The organism is Collinsella sp. HCP3S3_D1 (assembly GCF_052064015.1).
Classification (GTDB): Bacteria; Actinomycetota; Coriobacteriia; order Coriobacteriales; family Coriobacteriaceae; genus Collinsella.
In genome coordinates, this window is sequence record NZ_JBQHWK010000006.1 from 1 (window position 1) to 18097 (window position 18097).

The window sequence follows — 18097 nt, forward strand, 5'->3', positions numbered from 1 at the left end:
CCCCCCAGCCGGTTTTAATTGAGTGGTTTTATTCAGCGGTGGGGTCGGTCGTAAACCGTATATTTTGGTTTACAACCAACGGCCCCCCGCGGCAACCAGCGCGGGGGGGCGCCGTTTTTGGTGCAAGGGCAGCTAATTTGGGACGGGGCTATTTTGACTACTTTGCATCTAGAAGTAGTCAAAATAGCCCCGTCCCAAATTAGCTGCCTCTCATGAGAGTGGAAAATCTCCCACTCTAAGCCCGCTTGCGAGCCCAAAATGGGAGATTATCCACTCTCGTTTTGTTCGGTACGCCGTAACTCTAAAGTTCGGTTACCTCTACGCTGTTGTAGACCTCGTCCCAGCGGTCCATGACCAGGTGGCCGGTCTTGGGATCCATGGCGTTGAGCTTGCCGCAGGTATTGGCGGTCTTGAGCACCGTGACGTCGTCGGCACCAGCAGCAATGGCATGCGCAAAACCGGCGATGGTCGAGTCACCGGAACCCGTCGCGTTTACAGCCGCAATCGCGGGCGTCTTGGCGCGGAACGCGCGGCCCTCATGGAAGCCCACCGAACCGGCAGCGCCCATCGAAACGACGACCCAGGGGATACCGGCAAAACGGTCATCGGCGGCAAGCGCCTCGCGCAGGGCATCGACATCATCGGTCGTAAAGGACGTACCCAGCAGGCCGTTAATCTCGGTCAGGTTGGGCTTTACGAGCTCGGGCTTAGCGTCGGACTCCAGCGCGGCCTCCAGCGATGCACCCGAGGTGTCGAGTAGCACCTTGGCGCCCGCCTCTTCGGCGATCTTGACGAGCTCGGCATAGTAGCCGGCATCGATGCCGCGCGGCAGCGAGCCCGAAAGCGTCACAACGTCCGCCTTCGCTGCAAGCTCGGCGAACTTGGCCGTAAAGGCCTCGAGCTCGGCCGGGGCGATCTGCGGGCCGCTCTCCAAAAGCTCGGTCTGATTACCCTCGTGCAGAATATTCAGGCAAATGCGCGTCTCGCCGGCAATGGGTACAAAGTCGTTCTTGACACCGTCGGCATCCATAAGCTCGGCCATATAGGCACCCATGTGACCGCCAAGCAGGCCAGTCGCGAGCACGTCGTCGCCCAGCTGCAGCAGCACGCGGCTCACGTTGAGTCCCTTGCCGCCAGCGGTCTTTTCGGGCGTCACGCGGTTAACATCGTCGATGACCAGCTTATCGAGCTGATAGCGCGTATCAATCGACGGGTTCATGGTAACAGTCAGAATCATATTGAACTCCTGTTTCCGGGGCACGACACGCGCGACCCCAAACATACGATAGCTCGTTAAAGGATCTCGATCTCAAAGCCGCGGGTGACGGTCTCCCCCGGCTTGGCCACCAGGCAGCCGCGCTTGTGCTCCAGAATATCGTCCTCGTCGGAGCAGGTGGACAGGCCGCCCCACGGTTCCACGGCCACAAAGTCACCCTCGGGCTTGCTCCACACAATCAGGTACGGCATATCGGGGAACGTCAGGCGCACGCCCTTGTCCTCGGTCTTCTTGGTCAGCGTAACCACGCGGCTCTCGAGCACGTCAAAGATGGTCTCTGCGAAGTCAAAGAGTTCGTGGGTCAGCGGCAGGTCATGGCCAACCATCGGGTTCTTGCTGCGATGCTCAACATCAATCAGGCCCGTCGAGGGAACGGCAGTACAGAGCTCGGTGGCCTCGCGCTGCTCAAAACGGAGCTCGTAGTCGTCATAGGACTCGCCCTCGTCAAGCGGGCACTTAAAGCCAGGGTGACCGCCCACAAAGAACGGCATGTCCTCGGTGCCCTCATTGGTCACCTCGTACGACACGGCCACCTTCTCCGCATCGATCGTGTAACGAGCAACAATCTTAAACGGATACGGGTACTGCTCGAGCAACTCGGCATGGTCGGCAGAGCTTAGGCTCAGCGCGACCATGTTGTCGCCCTGCTCCTCGAGCTTCCACTCCTGTTTGCGAGCAAAGCCGTGACGGGCAAGCTTGACCTCGCGGCCGCCCATGGTCATTGCGCGACCGTCACGAAGGCCACCGCAGATCGGGAAGCAAATGGGGGCCTGGCCCGACCAGACTGCCGGATCACCCTGCCACAGGTACTCACGGCCGTTGGCCGCAATAGAAGTGAACGACCCGCCCGCCGTGCTCAGTGCCACGCGGATAGAACCGTTATCAAGAACAAACTCCATAGGAGCCTTCCCTTTCTTACGACAGCCCACCAAGTCAATAGGACTGATAGAAAACCGGCCCGCGCCCCCTCACAGAAACGCGAGCCGTCAATTGAAAAGCTGCAGAATGCCGGGTACCGCCAAGAGCGAAGCACTCAAGCCAAGCAAGCAAACGTGTTATCGGAGCAGCTTACTGAACCAGAAAGCTTCGCAACAACAGCGGTAACCCCACAGGTGCCCCCAACGTCAGCGAGCGGCGATCAGGTGCCCCAGGTCGCCGCGAAAGAGGAGCGACGCGTACTTCATGTACGCGAGCGACGGTTTGAGTGGCGAGATGGGGTGCCTGGGCGTCGCGCAGCGTCGACCCGTTACGCGGTTTGGCAAAACCGCGTAACCCCACTAGTCGTGGTATTCGCCGCGGTCCCACTTCTCAAGGAACTCATCAAAGAAGTGCGGGTTAGTCTGAGCCTCGGCGTCGGCCTTATTGCAAGCATCGATCTTGGCGATCAGGGCATCGTGCTCGGGGGTCTTCTCGTAGGGCTCCTCCAGGAAGGCAAGCATGATATCGGCCATCAGGAACTCACCGGTGATCTTGCCACCAAAGCCCACGATGTTGGCGTTGAGCTCGCGACGGGCATACAGGGCAGAGGTCATGTCGCGAACCAGGGCGCAGCGGGCGCCGGGAACCTTGTTGACGGCGTTGGTGATGCCGATGCCGGTGCCGCACAGGGCCACGCCAAAGTCGGCCTTGCCGCTGGCAACAGCCTCGCCCACGGCCTTGCCGTAGATGGGATAGTGCGTACGGGTGTGGCTGTAGGTGCCGCAGTCGAGCACCTTGTAGCCAGCCTGCTCCAGGCGGTCGGCCAGATAGATCTTCTCGTCCGTAACGATATGGTCGCAACCGATTGCGATGGTCTTCTTCATCAGAACGTCCTTTCGTCTGAATTCACAAGTTGAGGTAGAAGTTCGAGTTCTCGGTGGCTCTCGTTAGGCCATCTTGTTGAGCATGTCGACACGGATCTGGTGACGGCCGCCGGCGTACTGTGCACGCAGGAACTCGCGGGCGATCTTCTTGGCGACCTCGGTGCCCACAACGCCCGGGCCCATGGTGACCATGCGCGAGCCGTTGTGCTCGCGGGTCATGTAGGCGGAACGCTCGTCGGAAATGTTAGCGACGACCATGCCCTTGATCTTGACGGCGGCCATATAGGAGCCGACACCGTACTTATCGAATGCGAAGCCCTGGGAATCCTTGTGCTCCAGCAGGTCCTTGGCAACGGCGGTAGCGGAATCGACAAAGTCCGCGGCAGGGGTCTCGGAATAGTCGACGACCTCGTGACCATCGGCGATGAGCATCTCCTTGATGGACTCCTTCATCGACATGCCGTCGGCATCGGAAGCGATTACAACCCTCATGACATCCTCCTTGAGAGATACGCAGGTGCGTTGTTTCTGTTTGGAAGTGTTGAATCTCGTTCAGGTCCGGGCATCTGAATGTGCGATTCTTCACTGTTCATGTTTATTTGAACACATTCGAACAGTAACTGCAACAACTATTTGTTTATCTTTGTTCTTTTTTGAACAAATACCGTTCACGGATGATTGCTGACCGTTTGGACCGGGCGCGGGCGTAGCGACCATGTGTTCAACAAACAAAAGGGCGGCCGAGAACGTGTCTCGGCCGCCCTTCGGCGGTATTCCCCGGTATATACAGCTGTTTTAGCTACTAGGACTGCCCGCCCTTCTTGGCATGCTTGGACGGAGTGCCCAGAAAGCGGCCCGTCAAATAATTCGTCGGCCCGGAAATATCAATCCCCAGCAGTGTGTGCCCCAGCCACAAAAACGCCGCGAGCACCAGCAATGGGATAACGCACGAGGTCACTATCATCACAATGACGCCTTCGATCAGATCGGTCACCTGCTGCACAATCTCATCGGTCATCTGCTTGGCGCCGCTGGTCACCGTCGTGACGAGACCCGAGGCACCGTCGGCAAGCTGTTCAAGCACGTTCTTGGACTCTGCGGACTCAGTCTTTTTCTTGTTTGCTTTGGAGCTATCGCTATCTGCCGCACTCGCAGCGTCAGTCGCCTTTTGCTCGGCCGCCTCGATGCTCACTCGATACGTTTCATCGACCTTCTGCGACACCCATACGCTCGCGGGCACCAACACCATGCTAATGATGGCGACCACCAGCACACGCGTTGCCACGCGACGAATGACCGTGCTCGTGCTCCAGCGTCCGTGAATGCCAAGCGACGCTGCAAAGAGCACCAGCGCAAACGGGATCAGGATGCCCAGGCCAACCGACCACAAAATCGTGAGTAAATATTTCTCTAGGTATAGCACGGCAAGCACGATACCAAGATTACCCGAAAGCTGTGCGAGCTGCTCGGCAACCGGCGTTCCCGTATCGCCCGGCAGCGCAGTGATACCCGCAGATAGGGCGACGCACGAGGTCGTGAGCGCCAATACATTGCCCTTCTTTTGATCGATGACCTCGATGGTAGAGTCCCAAGTCTTGGTATCGGCAAAATGCGGACGAGCCACAAACCCCGACAGCAGCGCCAGTACCACGAGCGCAACGATGAGGCCAATCTGCAGTTTTTTGTTTGCGCACACGACATCGGATAGGCTGGGCTGCAGCTCGGTCACCGTTGTTTGCTCGGTTATCTGGACAGGACGCCCATGAGCCATCTCGCTCGCGTCTCTCTTTTGAATCGATCCGTTGTCCGGCATTTGGATACCTCCTCATTCCGGCCTGTATTGCGGATGGAAGTATACCCACCCAGCGAAAAACCGAACGGCAAGAGGCGCAACAGACTGCTGCATGACCTGCCCGCCATGAAATGGGCCCATCTACTACGTTTAACTGCCCATCCCCGACCATGCCCCGTGGCGTAAAAACAAAACCACAGGTAGAACGCCTGCAGTTTTTCATGAAACGCAGGTGTGTTCGGGGGTATCGGGTTAAACGTAGTAGATGGTCCAGTTTCGTGGCGAGTACTGCTAACTGATCCTCCGGGGACGGGAAAAGCGGGTCATTTTGGTCTATCGACCCCTTTTTCGCCGCAACCGAGATAGATGGGATACAGAAAAGCCCTGCCGCGGATAGCGGCAGGGCTTTTGGAAGGGGACTTGGTTGTGCGGGCTCGTTAGGCGAGCTTGGCCTCGAGCTCGGCAATGCGCTTGTAGGCATCGATGGTAAAGCGGGCCTGCTTCTCCAGGATCATAGTGGTCATGAGAGTGTCCTGAGCGTGAGCCATGATGAAGGTCATCTCCATCTCGCCGCCGCCGGCCTCCTGCGAAAGCAGCTTGGTCTGCGTGTCGTGGGCGCCGATAAGCGCATCGCTGGCATCCTTGTGCAGCTGTTCGGCCTTCTCAAAATCACCCTCGCGAGCAGCATCGAGCGCTGCAAGCAGATCAGTCTGGGCGTCACCCGCGTATGCGACAATCTCGAATCCAACCATCGAGATTTCTTCTTTGGTTGCCATATTGCGTTCCTTTCACATATGAACCAACGGAGAGCACCGCGTCCGGGCATACGCGCTGCGTTGTGTATGACAGAAACAATAACATTCAAACAAAAAAGAACAGCGCAAAACGTAATTTCAAGCTATGAACGGTCAATTTTTGCCCGTGAACGGTTTCCAAACCATTTCGAACAATATCAAACATGATTAACGGAAACCCAAACAGGACCGCGCCCTAACGCAAATCGTGCACCGTATCGCCCTCTACGAGCACGCCGGGGATCAGCATGTGCTCCACGCCAGACGCAACTCCCTCGGCGCCGGCGATCTTGTCGACTGCCCACATGCCGACACGCTTGTTGTCAAAGCGCACGGTGGTCAGGCGACGATCGGGCACGATGTCGCCCAGACTATCATCAACCCCCACCACGCTCACGTCCTCGGGCACACGCCTTCCGCGCGACTCGAGTCCGCGAATGCAGCCGTAGGCCATGGCGTCATTGGAGGCATAGATGGCAGTACAGGTCGGATCGTCCGCCAGAGCCTGGCCTGCGGCATATCCACTCCGCGCCGTCCAGTCGCCACGGATGAGTCGCGGCAGCTCAATACCATGCGCACGCAATGTCTCGCGCCAGCCCTCCTCGCGCTGCATGCCCGAAAGCGAGCGTTCGGGACACGAGATAAAGTGCACGGTCTTGTGCCCCTGCCCCAGCAAGTACTCGACAACCTGGCGCGAACAATCGAACTGATCGTTATCGACCGTCGAGCACAGCGGGTGCTCCAGCATGGTAACGAGCACCGTCTGCATACCAGGCAGCGGCTCAAAGGTGCCAAAGTCCGCCGGCATGCGATTCATGATCACAACCATGCCATCCACCGGCAGTGCGCTCATGCGCGACGATGCGCTCTCGAGAGTATAGGGATGTCCATCTACTTTAGTGAGGGTAATGGCGTAGCCGTGCTTATCGGCGGCGGCGGCAAAGCCCTCCATACGGTCGAGGTTGCCGGTACCGGTAATGTTGAACATGGCGACGCCGACGGTCTTAAACTTGCCGCGGCGCAGCGATCGACCGGCAAAATTGGGGCGATACCCCAGCTCGCGCATGGCGGCACGCACGCGCTCCTTGGTCTCGGGGCGCACGCTGGGTGAATCGTGGACGGTGCGCGAGACCGTCTGTTCTGAGACGCCCGCGAGGAGCGCCACATCCTTAACGGAAACCGATTTTTTAACAGCGGCCATAGGTCGATCTTTCTATGTCAACGATGCCATTGGTGGCACCCTACGCAGTCAAATGAAACATCTTCAAGTATATCTAACGCCTCCCCCACCATACGCTCACCACCCAAAACCTACCGTTCACCGACATTTTTGCTTCCCCGAACGGCTTTTATCGCCCAAATGTTAACGTTGCCATTGTGCAAACACAGAGCCACCGGGCGGCTCAAACGTTTACGCGCAAGAAATCGACGGTCCGCAGGCACAGGGGCCATCGGTTCGCATCTTATTTTGTGTCACAAAATGGCAACGTCAGCATTTTGGCAACCAAACGTCAAAAGCTACCATCGTTGCTAACCCACCGACTCTTAGGAGCTTTGCATGGAGCAACTCATCGCCACCATCGAAAAGGGCCAGCCCTTTTTCAACGCGATCGCCCGCAACAAGTACCTCAAGGCGATCCGCGACGGTTTTATCTCCGTCATCCCCATCATCATCTTCTCGTCCATCTTCTGCCTGGTAGCCTCGGTCCCCAACATCTGGGGTTTCTACTGGCCCGATGACATCAACAACGCCCTGTGGAAGTGCTACAACTACTCCATGGGCATCCTGGCCATCGCCTGCGCCGCTACCACGGCCAAGCATTTCGCCGACGCCCAGAACCGCGATCTGCCCAAGAATAACCAGATCAACTTTATCTCGTGCATGTGCGCGGCCATCATCGGCTTCTTGCTCCTTTCGAGCGACACCATCGCCACGGATGCCGCCAGTGGCTTCAACACCACCTACCTTGGTTCCAAGGGCCTACTGACCGCCTTCATCGCTGCGTTTGTGACCGGCATCATCTACAAGTTCTTTATCAAGCGCAACATCACCGTCAAGATGCCCGAGCAGGTTCCGCCCAACATCTCGCAGACCTTTAAGGACATCATCCCCTTCTCCGTCTGCATCACCGTCTTTTGGGTCTTTGACATCGTCTTCCGCGCTGCCTTTGGCTTCTGCTTTGCCCAGGGCGTCATCCAGGTGTTCCAGCCCCTGTTCACCGCTGCCGACGGCTACATCGGCCTTGCTGTGATTTACGGCGCCATGAGCCTGTTCTGGTTCGTGGGCGTCCACGGCCCCTCGATCGTCGAGCCCGCCATCGCCGCCGCCCTCGTTTCCAACATGACCGACAACCTGGCTGCGTTCCAGGCCGGCCAGCACGCTTCCGCTGTCCTGACCCAGGGTGCCCAGTACTTCGTCGTCTGCATGGGCGGCACCGGCGCCACGCTCGTCCTGGTCTTTATGTTCTGCTTCCTGGCCAAGTCCCAGGAGATGCGCGCTGTCGGTAAGGCCGCCATCGTCCCCGTGTGCTTTGCCGTCAACGAGCCGCTGCTGTTCGCCGCGCCTATCGTGCTCAACCCCGTCTTCTTTGTCCCGTTTGTCTTTGCCCCGATCGCCAACATCTGGATCCTCAAGATCTTTATCGACTTCTTGGGCATGAACGGCTTTATGTACACCCTGCCTTGGACCGTCCCCGGCCCCATCGGCACCATCATGGGCCTGGGCTTCCAGCCGCTCGCCTTTGTGATGCTCGCCCTTATCCTGGTCGTCGACTTCGTTCTGTACTATCCGTTCTTCCGTGCCTATGACGCCCAGAAGTGCGCCGAGGAGGCCGAGATTTCCCAGGAGGAGCTCGCCGCCAAGAACGCCGAGAAGGCCGCCAAGCTCAACGATGCCTTCCAGGGCAAGGCCGACGCCAAGAGCGTTGCCGCCGGCGCTGCTGCCGAGGCCGTGGAAGCCGGCGCTCCCGCCGCTTCCGCAGCACCCGCTGCCGAGGCAACGGCCACCAGCGACCTCAACGGCAAACGCGTGCTCGTGCTCTGCCAGGGTGGCGGTACCTCGGGCCTGCTCGCCAACGCGCTGGCCAAGGCCGCCAAGGAGCGCGGCATCAATCTTGAAACCGCTGCCGAGGCCTATGGCAACCACGTGGACATGCTCCCCGACTTCGATCTGGTCGTCCTGGCCCCGCAAGCCGCAAGCTACCTGGCCGACCTGCAGAAGGACTGCGAGCGCGTGGGCAACAAGTGCGTCGCCTGCCGCGGTAAGCAGTACATTGAGCTTTCCCAGAACGGCGATAAGTCTCTCGCCTTCGTAAGCGAGCAACTCTCGAAGTAAGTAACGCACAGGGCCAGCCGACCATCCAAGACCGGCTGGCCCTTCGATTTAGACGATTGGATCATCATGTCCGTTAACCCAGCTAGCGTCACCAACCCGCCTGCGCAGTTTCCCGAGGACTTTGTCTTTGGCGGCGCCACTGCTGCCTACCAGGTAGAGGGCGAGACCCGCACCCACGGTAAAGGCAAGGTTGCCTGGGACGACTTCCTGGAGGCCCAGGGGCGCTTTTCCCCCGATCCCGCTTCGGACTTCTACAACCAGTACCCCGTCGATCTGGAGCTGTGCGAGGAGTTCGGCATCAACGGCATTCGCCTCTCCATTGCCTGGAGCCGCATCTTCCCCAACGGCACCGGCGAGATCAACCCCGAGGGCGTGCAGTTCTACCACGATCTCTTCGCCGAGTGCCACAAGCACCACGTTGAGCCGTTTGTCACGCTGCATCACTTCGACACGCCGCTTGCCCTCTTTGAGAAGGGCGACTTCCTCAACCGCGAGACCATCGATGCCTTTGTGGACTTTGCCACCTTCTGCTTTAAGGAGTACGCCGACCAGGTGACCTACTGGTTCACCTTTAACGAGATTTGGGCCGATGCCTCCAACACCTACATCGAGGGCACCTTCCCCGGCGGCGTCAAGGCGCATCTGGCCGAGGCTTTCCAGTGCGAGCACAACATGATGCTCGCCCACGCCAAGGCCGTACTGGCCTTCCACAACGGCGGTTTTAAGGGCAAGATCGGCGTCATTCAGTCGTTGGAGTTTAAGTATCCGCTCAACGAGAACGACCCCGCCGACATCAAAGCCGCCAACAACGAGCACGTGTTGCAGAACCAGTTCTTGCTCGACGCCACCTTCCGAGGCGACTACGCGCCCGACACCCTCGAGTGCGCCAACCGTCTGGCTGCCGTCTCGGGCGGCACCATCGAGATTCTGGATGAGGACCTCGAGATTATGCGCGAGGCCGCGCTCTACAACGACTATCTGGGCGTCAACAACTACCAGTGCCGCTTCTTGAAGGCTTACGACGGCGAGAACGACCTGCACCACAACGGTACGGGCGAGAAGGGCACCGGCCGCTGGCGCGTTAAGGGTATTGGCGAGCACGTGAACAAGCCTGGCATCCCCACCACCGACTGGGACTGGATCATCTATCCCGAGGGCCTGTTCGATCTACTCGTCTACATTAAGCAGCGCTACCCCAACTACAAGCAGATCTTCATTACAGAAAACGGCATGGGCTACAAGGACCCCTACAAGGACGGTTTTGTGGACGATCAGCCGCGCATCGACTACATCGAGCAGCACTTGCGCTGGCTGCTCAAGGCCATGGAGGTGGGCGTCAACGTGGGCGGCTACTTCCTGTGGAGTCTGCAGGATCAGTTCTCCTGGACCAATGGTTACAACAAGCGCTATGGCTTCTTCTACGTTGACTTTGAAACCCAGAAGCGCACGCCCAAGGCAAGCGCCTACTGGTACAAGCACGTGGCGCAGACCCGTCGTCTGGACTAGCGGCTGGCGACCAGCGGAATTGCCCCGCTCACATAACCTGTCCCCATTTCTCAGCCGGGGGTGGCACGTCACACGGCGCGCCGCCCCCGGCCTTTTGTTTTTGTTCGGCTGGGGGGGGCCGTTTGTCTCGATCTGTAACATCTAGCCGAGTTTTTGGTCCCTAGCTGTTACAAATCAAGACAAACCGGGAAGACGGGGCCGAATTGTCTAAATCTGTAACACTAAAACCGGTTTTGGACGTCTGGTTGTTACAGATTGAGATAAACGCACAGGACAATCCTCTCAATCTCGATCTGTAACAACTAGCTGAGATTTTCGGCTCTACCTGTTACAGATTGAGATGAACGAGCCGAGCACGTCTACGCCCGCAGGTCTTTCACGCTGGAACGCTCGATCAGCACGCCCGAGACGAGCGTACGGCTTCTGGAGCTCGGAGCCTCAAGACCTGCGACGACCTCGTTAAGTGCACGGATGCCCAGCTCGCGGTGGCGAAACTTCACCGACGTCAGAATCGAGTTGGGAATCGTCTTGTAGAGCTCATCGTCGAAGCCGATCACGGACACGTCGTCGGGCACACTGAGCCCTTTGTCACGTAGAGCCATCATCACGCCGTTTGCCATGCAGTCGTTAGCAGCGAGGACCGCCGTGCAATCGGGTTTATCGGCAAGCACAAGGCCCGCGGCATAGCCACTATCCGCATTCCAATCACCTTGCAGAGGCTCGGGCGGCTCAATGCCACGCGTCTCGAGTGCTGCACGCCAACCTTTCATACGGCACTGGCTCGACAGCGACTCTTTTTTACCAGAAACGAAATACACGTTCTTGTGCCCGCGATTTAAGAAGTACTCGCACGCCATGCGCGCACTACCCTCTTGATCGTCACTGACGGTAGAGCAGGCAGGATGCTCCATCGGCGTGATAATCACCGTCTTGAGGTCCTTCGGCGCCTCAAAGGTATCAAAGTCATCGACCATCTGGCGCAGATTGAAGATCATGCCGTCGACGGGAAGCTGCGACATCCTGCGCGCCGCTTCGGCAAGGGTCATCTTCTCCCCCGCCCGCTTTTTGATCATCGTGAGAGCAAAGCCGCGTTCTTCGGCGGCATCTGCGATACCGTCAATCATGTCCACGGCGCCGCCCGACAAGTGGAACAGCACCACGCCGATGCACCCGTAACGGCCCAGCTTGAGCGAACGCGCGGCGAAGTTGGTTCGAAACCCGAGCGCCTCCATTGCGGAATGGACCTTATCGCGTGTCGACTCTCGTACGCTATCGGGCTCGTTGATCACGCGCGAAACCGTCTTGAGAGAAACGCCCGCGGCAATCGCCACATCGTTCATCGAGACATTCTTCTTGTCCATCGTTGCCACTTCTTCTCCACTCGGTTCTATATCGCTTGTTTTTTTGCGTTCTAGCATACACTACCTGCCCGACTGACAAATCAGCCGTTTATCGGACGATATCGACCGTTCACCTGTAAATCCTTGTTGCTCTTCCAAAAATGTCTTACGTTGTCATTAACGAAATGACAACGTTGTCATTTCGCAATGCCTTCCTTAAGAGGGAAGGTTTCCGGGCAGTCCTGACCATCCATCGACGACCAGTTCCATCCACATGCATCGCGCATCAAGTAACAAAGGAGCTTTATGGACGCCATCGTAAAGATGCTCGAAAAGCATCAACCATTCTTTGAGAAGATCTCGAGGAACATCTACCTCCAGGCCATCAAGGACGGATTCCTTGGGTGCATGCCCATTGTCCTCACCTCTTCGATCTTCCTGTTGATCGCCACCCTTCCTGGCGTAGTTGGCATCACGCTGCCCCAGCCGCTCATCGACTGGTGCAACAAGCTGTACAACTTCACCATGGGCGTTATGGGCATCATGGTTGCCGGCACCACCGCCAAGAACTTCACGGCTTCCATGAACCGTCGCATGCCCGCCGGCAAGGTGCTCAACGACGGCTCCACCATGGTAGCCGCCCAGTGCAGCATGCTGCTGCTCGCTGTTACGCAGTTCACCACCAAGTTCGACGGCTCCGAGCTTTCGGTCTTCGATTGCACCAGCATGGGTACGCGCGGTCTGTTCTCGGCCTATATCGCCGCGTTCATTACCGTGTGGGTCTATAAGTTCTGCGTCTCGCGCGATCTGACCATTAAGCTGCCCAAGGAGGTTCCGGGCGCCATCGCTCAGAACTTCCGCGACATCATCCCCTTTGGCGGCGCCGTCATCATCTGCGGCATCATCGATGTCGTCGTGCGCAACCTCATGGGCGTTCCGTTCTCCGAGCTGCTCATCAAACTGCTCTCCCCGCTCTTTACCGCTGCAGAAACCTATCCTGGCCTTATCCTTATCCAGGCAGCCACCGCGTTCTTCTGGTTCATCGGTGTCCATGGTCCTTCGATTGTCCAGCCGGGCATCGACCCCATCCGTCTTGCCAACCAGGCCGAGAACCTGCAGGTTCTGCTGGCCGGTGGTCACCCCGCCCATTCCCTCACCTTCAACATGTCGCTCGTGGGTGAGTTCGGCGGCACCGGCGCCACGTTCATCGTGCCGCTTCTGCTGATTCTCTTCATGAAGTCCAAGCAGCTCAAAGCCGTCGGTAAGGCTTCGATTGTTCCTGTTGCCTTCGCCGTCAACGAACCGCTGCTCTTTGGCGCGCCGATGATCCTTAACCCCTACATGCTCATCCCCTTTGTTGCCGCCGGCTGCGTCAACGTGAGTGTTGCCAAGTTCTTTATCGATAACGTGGGCATGAACGGCTTCTCCTTCGTGGTGCCTTGGGCTACCCCTGCCCCCATCGGCATTTTCATCACCACGAACTTCCAGCTTATCGCCCTGGTATTTGTCGCGATCATCATCTTGCTGGACGCCATCATCTACCTGCCGTTCTTGAAGGCATACGACAAGCTGCTCTGCGACCAGGAGGCCGAGCGCGCCGCCGAGCTGGGTCTTGAGTCCGACGGTGCTGCCACCATCGCCGCCAGCAACCCTGCGCCCGCTGTCGAGCAGGCCACCGCTTCCGTCGAGACGACCGTTGCCGCCGCCGACAGCAAGCCTGTCGCCGATCAGCCCGAGCCCGCCGCCGATGCATCCGCCAAGAAGGATGTCGATGGCCTGAAGGTCCTCGTCCTGTGCGCCGGCGCCGGCACCTCTGCCATGCTTGCCAACGCCATCAAGGAAGGTGCCGCGCAGACCGGAGAGAACATCGCTTCCTCCGCGGGCGCCTATGGTCAGCACACTGCCATCATGGATCAGTACGACGTTATCGTGCTTGCCCCGCAGGTTCGTAGCTACTACAACGACATGAAGGCCGACACCGATCGTCTGGGCATTAAGCTGCTCGCCCCGCGCGGTAAGGAATATATCGACCTTACCCGCGACCCCGCTGGCGCCATCAAGTGGCTCCGCGAGAACCTCGACTAGCTCCTCCCTCTGTTGGTGCCCGGATCCCCTGTTCGGGCACCTCTCCCTATTCGTATCCCACAGAAAGGATGCCTCATGACCAACCCCATGCAGTTCCCCGACGGCTTTGTGTTTGGCGGCGCCACCGCTGCTTACCAGGTTGAGGGCGAGACCCGCACGCACGGCAAGGGCAAAGTGCCCTGGGACGATTTCCTGGCCGCTCAGGGTCGCTTCTCCCCCGACCCCGCAAGCGATTTCTACAACAAGTACCCGGTCGATATCGACCTGTGCCAGCGCTTCGGCATCAACGGTATCCGCGTCTCCATCGCTTGGAGCCGTATCTTCCCCAACGGCACTGGCGAGATCAACCCCGAGGGCGTCGCTTTCTATCACGAGCTTTTCGCCACCTGCAATAAAGCCGGCGTTATCCCCTATGTCACGCTCGATCACTTCGATACGCCCGAGGCCTTTTACCAGAACGGCGGCGAAGGCTTCCTGACGCGCACGACGATCGACGCCTTTGTCGAGTACGCCAAGTTCTGCTTTGCCGAGTTCACCGAGGTCAAGCACTGGTTTACCTTTAACGAGATTCCCGCGACCGCCGAGGGCAGCTTTATCGTCGGCAACTGGCCGCACGGCGAGAAGTATCGCCTGGACAAGGCCTTCCAGCTTATGCACAACATGATGGTGGCCCACGCCAAGGCCGTCGTCGCCTTCCATGAGGGTGGCTTTGAGGGCGAGATCGGCATTGTCCAGAACCTAGAGCCCAAGTATCCCCTCGACCCCAACAACGCCGCCGACTGCGAGGCAGCTCGCATGGCCGACGTCATCAACAACCGCTGGGTACTCGATGCCACCTTCCGCGGCCACTATGCAGCCGACACCATGGAAGCCGCGACCAAGCTGGCCCATATCGCCGGCGGCGAGCTCGACGTTCGCGACGAGGACATCGCCGCGCTGACCGCCGCGCTCCCCTACAACGATTGCCTGGGCGTCAATACCTACAAGTGCCAGTTCCTGCGTGCCGCCGAGGGCGAAAACGACATCAACCACAATGGCACCGGCGACAAGGGCTCCTCGCGCTGGTTCCTCAAGGGCGTGGGCGAGGCATGCGTGCGCGAAGGCGTACCCACCACCGATTGGGACTGGATCATCTATCCCGAGGGCCTGTACGACCTGCTGCTCCGCATTAAGAACGATTACCCCAACTACAAGAAGATCTACATCACCGAGAACGGCATGGGCTATAAGGACGACTTCGAGGATGGCTTTATCGACGACGCCCCTCGTATCGACTACATGCGCCAGCATCTCGCGTGGATCCTCAAGGCGATCGACGGCGGCGTGAACGTCGACGGCTACTTTGTGTGGTCGCTGCAGGACCAGTTCTCCTGGACCAACGGCTACAACAAGCGCTACGGCCTGTTCTACATCGACTTTGAGACCCAGAAGCGCTATCCCAAGGCGAGCGCGTACTGGTACAAGAACGTCGCGGAGACCGGCCTGCTCATGGCCTAACTTTTGCCGCATACCCCCTGTCGGCCGCATACGAATCCCTCCACGGGTTCGTATGCGGCCTCTTTTGTTTTGGCGCGGCCCGAGCAGGTCGTTTGTCTCGATTTGTAACATCTAGCCGAATATTTCGGCCCTAGCTGTTACAAATCGAGACAAACAGAACGCCCGAGCAGAAATATCTCAATCTGTAACATCTAACTCGCTTTTAACCGTCTAACTGTTACAGATTAAGACAAAGGTGATGGCTGGATAGACAAAATCTCGATCTGTAACACCTAGTCGAGTTTTTAGGTCCTAGCTGTTACAGATTGAGACAAACGGAATAGGCCGGGCCAAAAATCTCAATCTGTAACATCTGGTTGGTGCCTTCACCCCTACCTGTTACAGGTTGAAACAATTTGATAGCGAAGTCCTCATTTGCGCGTCATATCGCATAGCGCTGACGCGCCGATTCCCCACAATGACAGGAGGTAAAAGTCCTCCCGCATCGCCTGTTGGCAATCCTGCAGCGCTAGCTAGCAGATGATCTGCGTATGCTCCTCGATGGCGGCGCGATCCTCGGCGGCGATACTCGGCTCGCACACCACGGCGTCCAATTTGTCCAGGCGGCAGAAGGTGTAGAAGTCGCGCTTGCCGATCTTGCTGGAATCGGCGATCAGATAGCGCGAGTCTGCCTTGCTAAAGGCGAGCTGCTGGATACGGCCCTCGTCCATGTTGGACGTAGATACGTCACCGTCCAAGATGCCGTTGGCGCCGATAAACGCCGCGTCGATACCCAGCGCACGCAGGGTATCCTCGGCCGTCGGTCCCACAAAAGCGGCGGTGCGACGGCGATACATGCCGCCCACGAGGCACAGGTCGCAGTCCTCGCGCGCCTCGAGCAGGTTAAACACCGAAAGCGAATTGGTCACAATGCGCAGGCGAAACGCCGGCAGCATCGAGGCCATCTGCTCAACCGTGGTGCCCGTACCCAAAAAGATGGTCGAACCTTCCTCGATAAGCTCCACGGCGCGGCGCGCAATCTGCAGCTTTTCCTCGGCATGCTTGGTGCGCTTTTCGCTGTGCGAGTACTCGTGGCGCAACATAGCGTGGGGACGACCCTGCGCACTGCGGGCGCCGCCGTGCACGCGCTCGATCTCGCCCAGGCTCGCAAGCTCCTCAAGATCACGGCGGATCGTCATATCCGAGACGCCCAGCACGTCCGAGATCTCCTTGACCGAGACCGTGCCCTGCTCCTCGAGCAGCTGACGAACCTTATCCTGTCGCTCCGCTTTAATCACGATGAATCCTCGCCGTTCTTTGCGCGCATATCATTCAAACAGTAACGAACAAATTGTATCAGACTCGTGCGCGTCAAAAATGAACGCCCGCACAGCTCCAATCATCACTTTTTTGAGAAAAATACCCCCTGCTTTAGTGGGATGTAGTGATAATCTCACCTGTTCGCGCTACAGTTTGTCGGAAATATCTCGATGTTAGGAACCAAATGATCACTTCTGAGCTTTTCGGCACCGCGCCGTGCGGTACCCCCGTTCATCGTTACACCCTCAACGGGCCCGAGATCTGCGTTCGCATTATGGACTATGGCGCCACCGTGCTGGGTATCGATGTGCCCGACATTCCCGGCAACGTGCACGATGTGGTGCTGGGCTTCGATAAGCTCGAGGGTTACTTTGACAACCCCGCCTGCTTTGGCGCGACCATTGGCCCCGTGGCAAACCGCACTGCGGGTGCAACGATCACCATCGACGGTACGGACTGGCATATGCCCGCCAACGAGGGCGCCAACAACCTGCACAGCGATCTTGAGCACGGCCTGCACAAGCGCGTGTGGGATGTTGAGCTCGACGAGGCCCACAACGCCGTGCGCATGACCACCTCACTTGAGGATGGCGAGTTGGGCCTGCCCGGCAACCGCACCTTTACGGCCGTGTTTACCGTGACGCACACCGGCCGCTTCCGTATCGAATATGGCTGCGAGAGCGACCGCGCCACGTACGTGTCCATGACCAACCACACGTACTTTAACCTTGCCGGCCATAACGCCGGCATGGACTGCGAGCACTTCTTTGTTGCTAACGCTGCCCACTACCTGCCCATCGACGACCAGAACATTCCTACTGGCGAGATTGCTCCGGTCGAGGGAACACCGTTTGATTTTCGCGAGTTACGCCCCGTCGCGCCTGGCATGGAGGCCGACCATCCGCAGATTAAGCAGGCACGCGGCTACGATCACTGCCTGTGCATTGGCGGCTATCAGTACGGCCGTAATCTGCGCCGCGCCCTGCACGTCGAGGAGATGTGGACCGGCCGTGAGCTGGACTACTACACCACCGCCCCGGGCGTGCAGCTCTACACCGGCAACTGGCTAGGCGACGAGCACGCCAAGGACGACGCCAACTACGGCTGGGGCGCCGGCTTTGCCCTCGAGGCCGAGATGTACCCCGACACGCCGCACCGCCCGCTGTTCCCCCAGGGCATTGTGGGCCCGGGTCACCCCTACAGCAATGTGATCGAATACCACTTTATGAGGCACTAAGCTCATAACGCAACATATCGCACAGCAGCGCCCGCCGGCACACCGCCGACGGGCGTTTTTCTACCTAGTTGTAGGCAACCAGGCACATCCCGGCTTGAATGATTAGTGCATTTAACGTGAGAAAAGCTGTCAGAG

General features: G+C 58.5%; 14 protein-coding genes. 5 read left to right on the top strand and 9 right to left on the bottom strand.

Annotated elements, in window-relative coordinates:
- Nucleotides 1–301 precede the first annotated feature (301 nt).
- From ACTNDJ_RS02810 to ACTNDJ_RS02840, 7 genes are all read right to left on the bottom strand, one after another.
- Nucleotides 302–1237, bottom strand: coding sequence for a hexose kinase (locus ACTNDJ_RS02810; RefSeq protein WP_441083271.1), 936 nt, complete (start codon nucleotides 1235–1237; stop codon nucleotides 302–304).
- A 56-nt stretch (nucleotides 1238–1293) separates the two neighbouring features.
- Complete coding sequence (locus ACTNDJ_RS02815; RefSeq protein WP_441083272.1) at nucleotides 1294–2175, bottom strand: aldose 1-epimerase family protein; 882 nt, start codon at nucleotides 2173–2175, stop codon at nucleotides 1294–1296.
- A gap of 378 nt (nucleotides 2176–2553) precedes the next feature.
- Nucleotides 2554–3078: a galactose-6-phosphate isomerase subunit LacB gene (gene lacB / locus ACTNDJ_RS02820; protein ID WP_441083273.1), complete on the bottom strand. Its 525-nt coding sequence runs from the start codon at nucleotides 3076–3078 to the stop codon at nucleotides 2554–2556.
- 63 nt (nucleotides 3079–3141) lie between these two features.
- Nucleotides 3142–3570 (bottom strand): galactose-6-phosphate isomerase subunit LacA, encoded by a 429-nt coding sequence (gene lacA / locus ACTNDJ_RS02825; RefSeq protein ID WP_006234830.1) that lies wholly within the window; start codon nucleotides 3568–3570, stop codon nucleotides 3142–3144.
- A 310-nt stretch (nucleotides 3571–3880) separates the two neighbouring features.
- The gene (locus tag ACTNDJ_RS02830; protein ID WP_427728581.1) at nucleotides 3881–4891 is read right to left on the bottom strand and encodes a hypothetical protein; all 1011 of its coding nucleotides are present in this window, start codon (nucleotides 4889–4891) and stop codon (nucleotides 3881–3883) included.
- Nucleotides 4892–5307: 416 nt separating this feature from the next.
- Nucleotides 5308–5646: a PTS lactose/cellobiose transporter subunit IIA gene (locus ACTNDJ_RS02835; RefSeq protein WP_055252615.1), complete on the bottom strand. Its 339-nt coding sequence runs from the start codon at nucleotides 5644–5646 to the stop codon at nucleotides 5308–5310.
- 214 nt (nucleotides 5647–5860) lie between these two features.
- A complete protein-coding gene (locus tag ACTNDJ_RS02840; RefSeq protein ID WP_427718989.1) occupies nucleotides 5861–6865 on the bottom strand; it encodes a LacI family DNA-binding transcriptional regulator in 1005 nt (334 codons plus the stop codon).
- Between the two features lie 357 nt (nucleotides 6866–7222).
- On the opposite strand from ACTNDJ_RS02840, the gene ACTNDJ_RS02845 reads away from it, so the two are divergent.
- Both ACTNDJ_RS02845 and lacG (ACTNDJ_RS02850) read left to right on the top strand, forming a co-directional pair.
- A complete protein-coding gene (locus ACTNDJ_RS02845) occupies nucleotides 7223–8998 on the top strand; it encodes a PTS lactose transporter subunit IIBC (protein WP_427718986.1) in 1776 nt (591 codons plus the stop codon).
- A gap of 66 nt (nucleotides 8999–9064) precedes the next feature.
- A complete protein-coding gene (lacG, locus tag ACTNDJ_RS02850) occupies nucleotides 9065–10504 on the top strand; it encodes a 6-phospho-beta-galactosidase (RefSeq protein WP_154514977.1) in 1440 nt (479 codons plus the stop codon).
- 359 nt (nucleotides 10505–10863) lie between these two features.
- Here lacG (ACTNDJ_RS02850) and ACTNDJ_RS02855 read toward each other — a convergent pair whose 3' ends face one another.
- On the bottom strand, nucleotides 10864–11865 hold the full coding sequence (locus ACTNDJ_RS02855) for a LacI family DNA-binding transcriptional regulator (RefSeq protein WP_441083274.1): 1002 nt from the start codon (nucleotides 11863–11865) through the stop codon (nucleotides 10864–10866).
- 285 nt (nucleotides 11866–12150) lie between these two features.
- Here ACTNDJ_RS02855 and ACTNDJ_RS02860 point away from each other — a divergent pair, with 285 nt between their 5' ends.
- Together ACTNDJ_RS02860 and lacG (ACTNDJ_RS02865) are read left to right on the top strand one after the other, a co-directional pair.
- A complete protein-coding gene (locus ACTNDJ_RS02860) occupies nucleotides 12151–13929 on the top strand; it encodes a PTS lactose transporter subunit IIBC (protein WP_441083275.1) in 1779 nt (592 codons plus the stop codon).
- Nucleotides 13930–14004: 75 nt separating this feature from the next.
- Entirely contained in the window at nucleotides 14005–15426 is a 1422-nt protein-coding gene (lacG, locus tag ACTNDJ_RS02865) for a 6-phospho-beta-galactosidase (RefSeq protein ID WP_349115184.1), read from the top strand.
- Between the two features lie 512 nt (nucleotides 15427–15938).
- On the opposite strand, the gene ACTNDJ_RS02870 is transcribed toward lacG (ACTNDJ_RS02865), so the two are convergent.
- Nucleotides 15939–16703 carry a DeoR/GlpR family DNA-binding transcription regulator gene (locus ACTNDJ_RS02870; RefSeq protein WP_441083276.1) on the bottom strand — a complete coding sequence of 255 codons (765 nt, stop codon included), beginning with the start codon at nucleotides 16701–16703 and terminating at the stop codon, nucleotides 15939–15941.
- Between the two features lie 206 nt (nucleotides 16704–16909).
- On the opposite strand from ACTNDJ_RS02870, the gene ACTNDJ_RS02875 reads away from it, so the two are divergent.
- A complete protein-coding gene (locus ACTNDJ_RS02875) occupies nucleotides 16910–17962 on the top strand; it encodes an aldose epimerase family protein (RefSeq protein ID WP_441083277.1) in 1053 nt (350 codons plus the stop codon).
- Nucleotides 17963–18097: the final 135 nt, after the last annotated feature.

What these genes read in the sequence shown, in the direction of transcription:
- ACTNDJ_RS02810 (WP_441083271.1), bottom strand. Translation starts at nt 1,237, where the DNA reads ATGATTCTGACTGTTACCATGAACCCGTCGATTGATACGCGCTATCAG.
- ACTNDJ_RS02815 (WP_441083272.1), bottom strand. Translation starts at nt 2,175, where the DNA reads ATGGAGTTTGTTCTTGATAACGGTTCTATCCGCGTGGCACTGAGCACG.
- lacB (WP_441083273.1), bottom strand. Translation starts at nt 3,078, where the DNA reads ATGAAGAAGACCATCGCAATCGGTTGCGACCATATCGTTACGGACGAG.
- lacA (WP_006234830.1), bottom strand. Translation starts at nt 3,570, where the DNA reads ATGAGGGTTGTAATCGCTTCCGATGCCGACGGCATGTCGATGAAGGAG.
- ACTNDJ_RS02830 (WP_427728581.1), bottom strand. Translation starts at nt 4,891, where the DNA reads ATGCCGGACAACGGATCGATTCAAAAGAGAGACGCGAGCGAGATGGCT.
- ACTNDJ_RS02835 (WP_055252615.1), bottom strand. Translation starts at nt 5,646, where the DNA reads ATGGCAACCAAAGAAGAAATCTCGATGGTTGGATTCGAGATTGTCGCA.
- ACTNDJ_RS02840 (WP_427718989.1), bottom strand. Translation starts at nt 6,865, where the DNA reads ATGGCCGCTGTTAAAAAATCGGTTTCCGTTAAGGATGTGGCGCTCCTC.
- ACTNDJ_RS02845 (WP_427718986.1), top strand. Translation starts at nt 7,223, where the DNA reads ATGGAGCAACTCATCGCCACCATCGAAAAGGGCCAGCCCTTTTTCAAC.
- lacG (WP_154514977.1), top strand. Translation starts at nt 9,065, where the DNA reads ATGTCCGTTAACCCAGCTAGCGTCACCAACCCGCCTGCGCAGTTTCCC.
- ACTNDJ_RS02855 (WP_441083274.1), bottom strand. Translation starts at nt 11,865, where the DNA reads ATGGACAAGAAGAATGTCTCGATGAACGATGTGGCGATTGCCGCGGGC.
- ACTNDJ_RS02860 (WP_441083275.1), top strand. Translation starts at nt 12,151, where the DNA reads ATGGACGCCATCGTAAAGATGCTCGAAAAGCATCAACCATTCTTTGAG.
- lacG (WP_349115184.1), top strand. Translation starts at nt 14,005, where the DNA reads ATGACCAACCCCATGCAGTTCCCCGACGGCTTTGTGTTTGGCGGCGCC.
- ACTNDJ_RS02875 (WP_441083277.1), top strand. Translation starts at nt 16,910, where the DNA reads ATGATCACTTCTGAGCTTTTCGGCACCGCGCCGTGCGGTACCCCCGTT.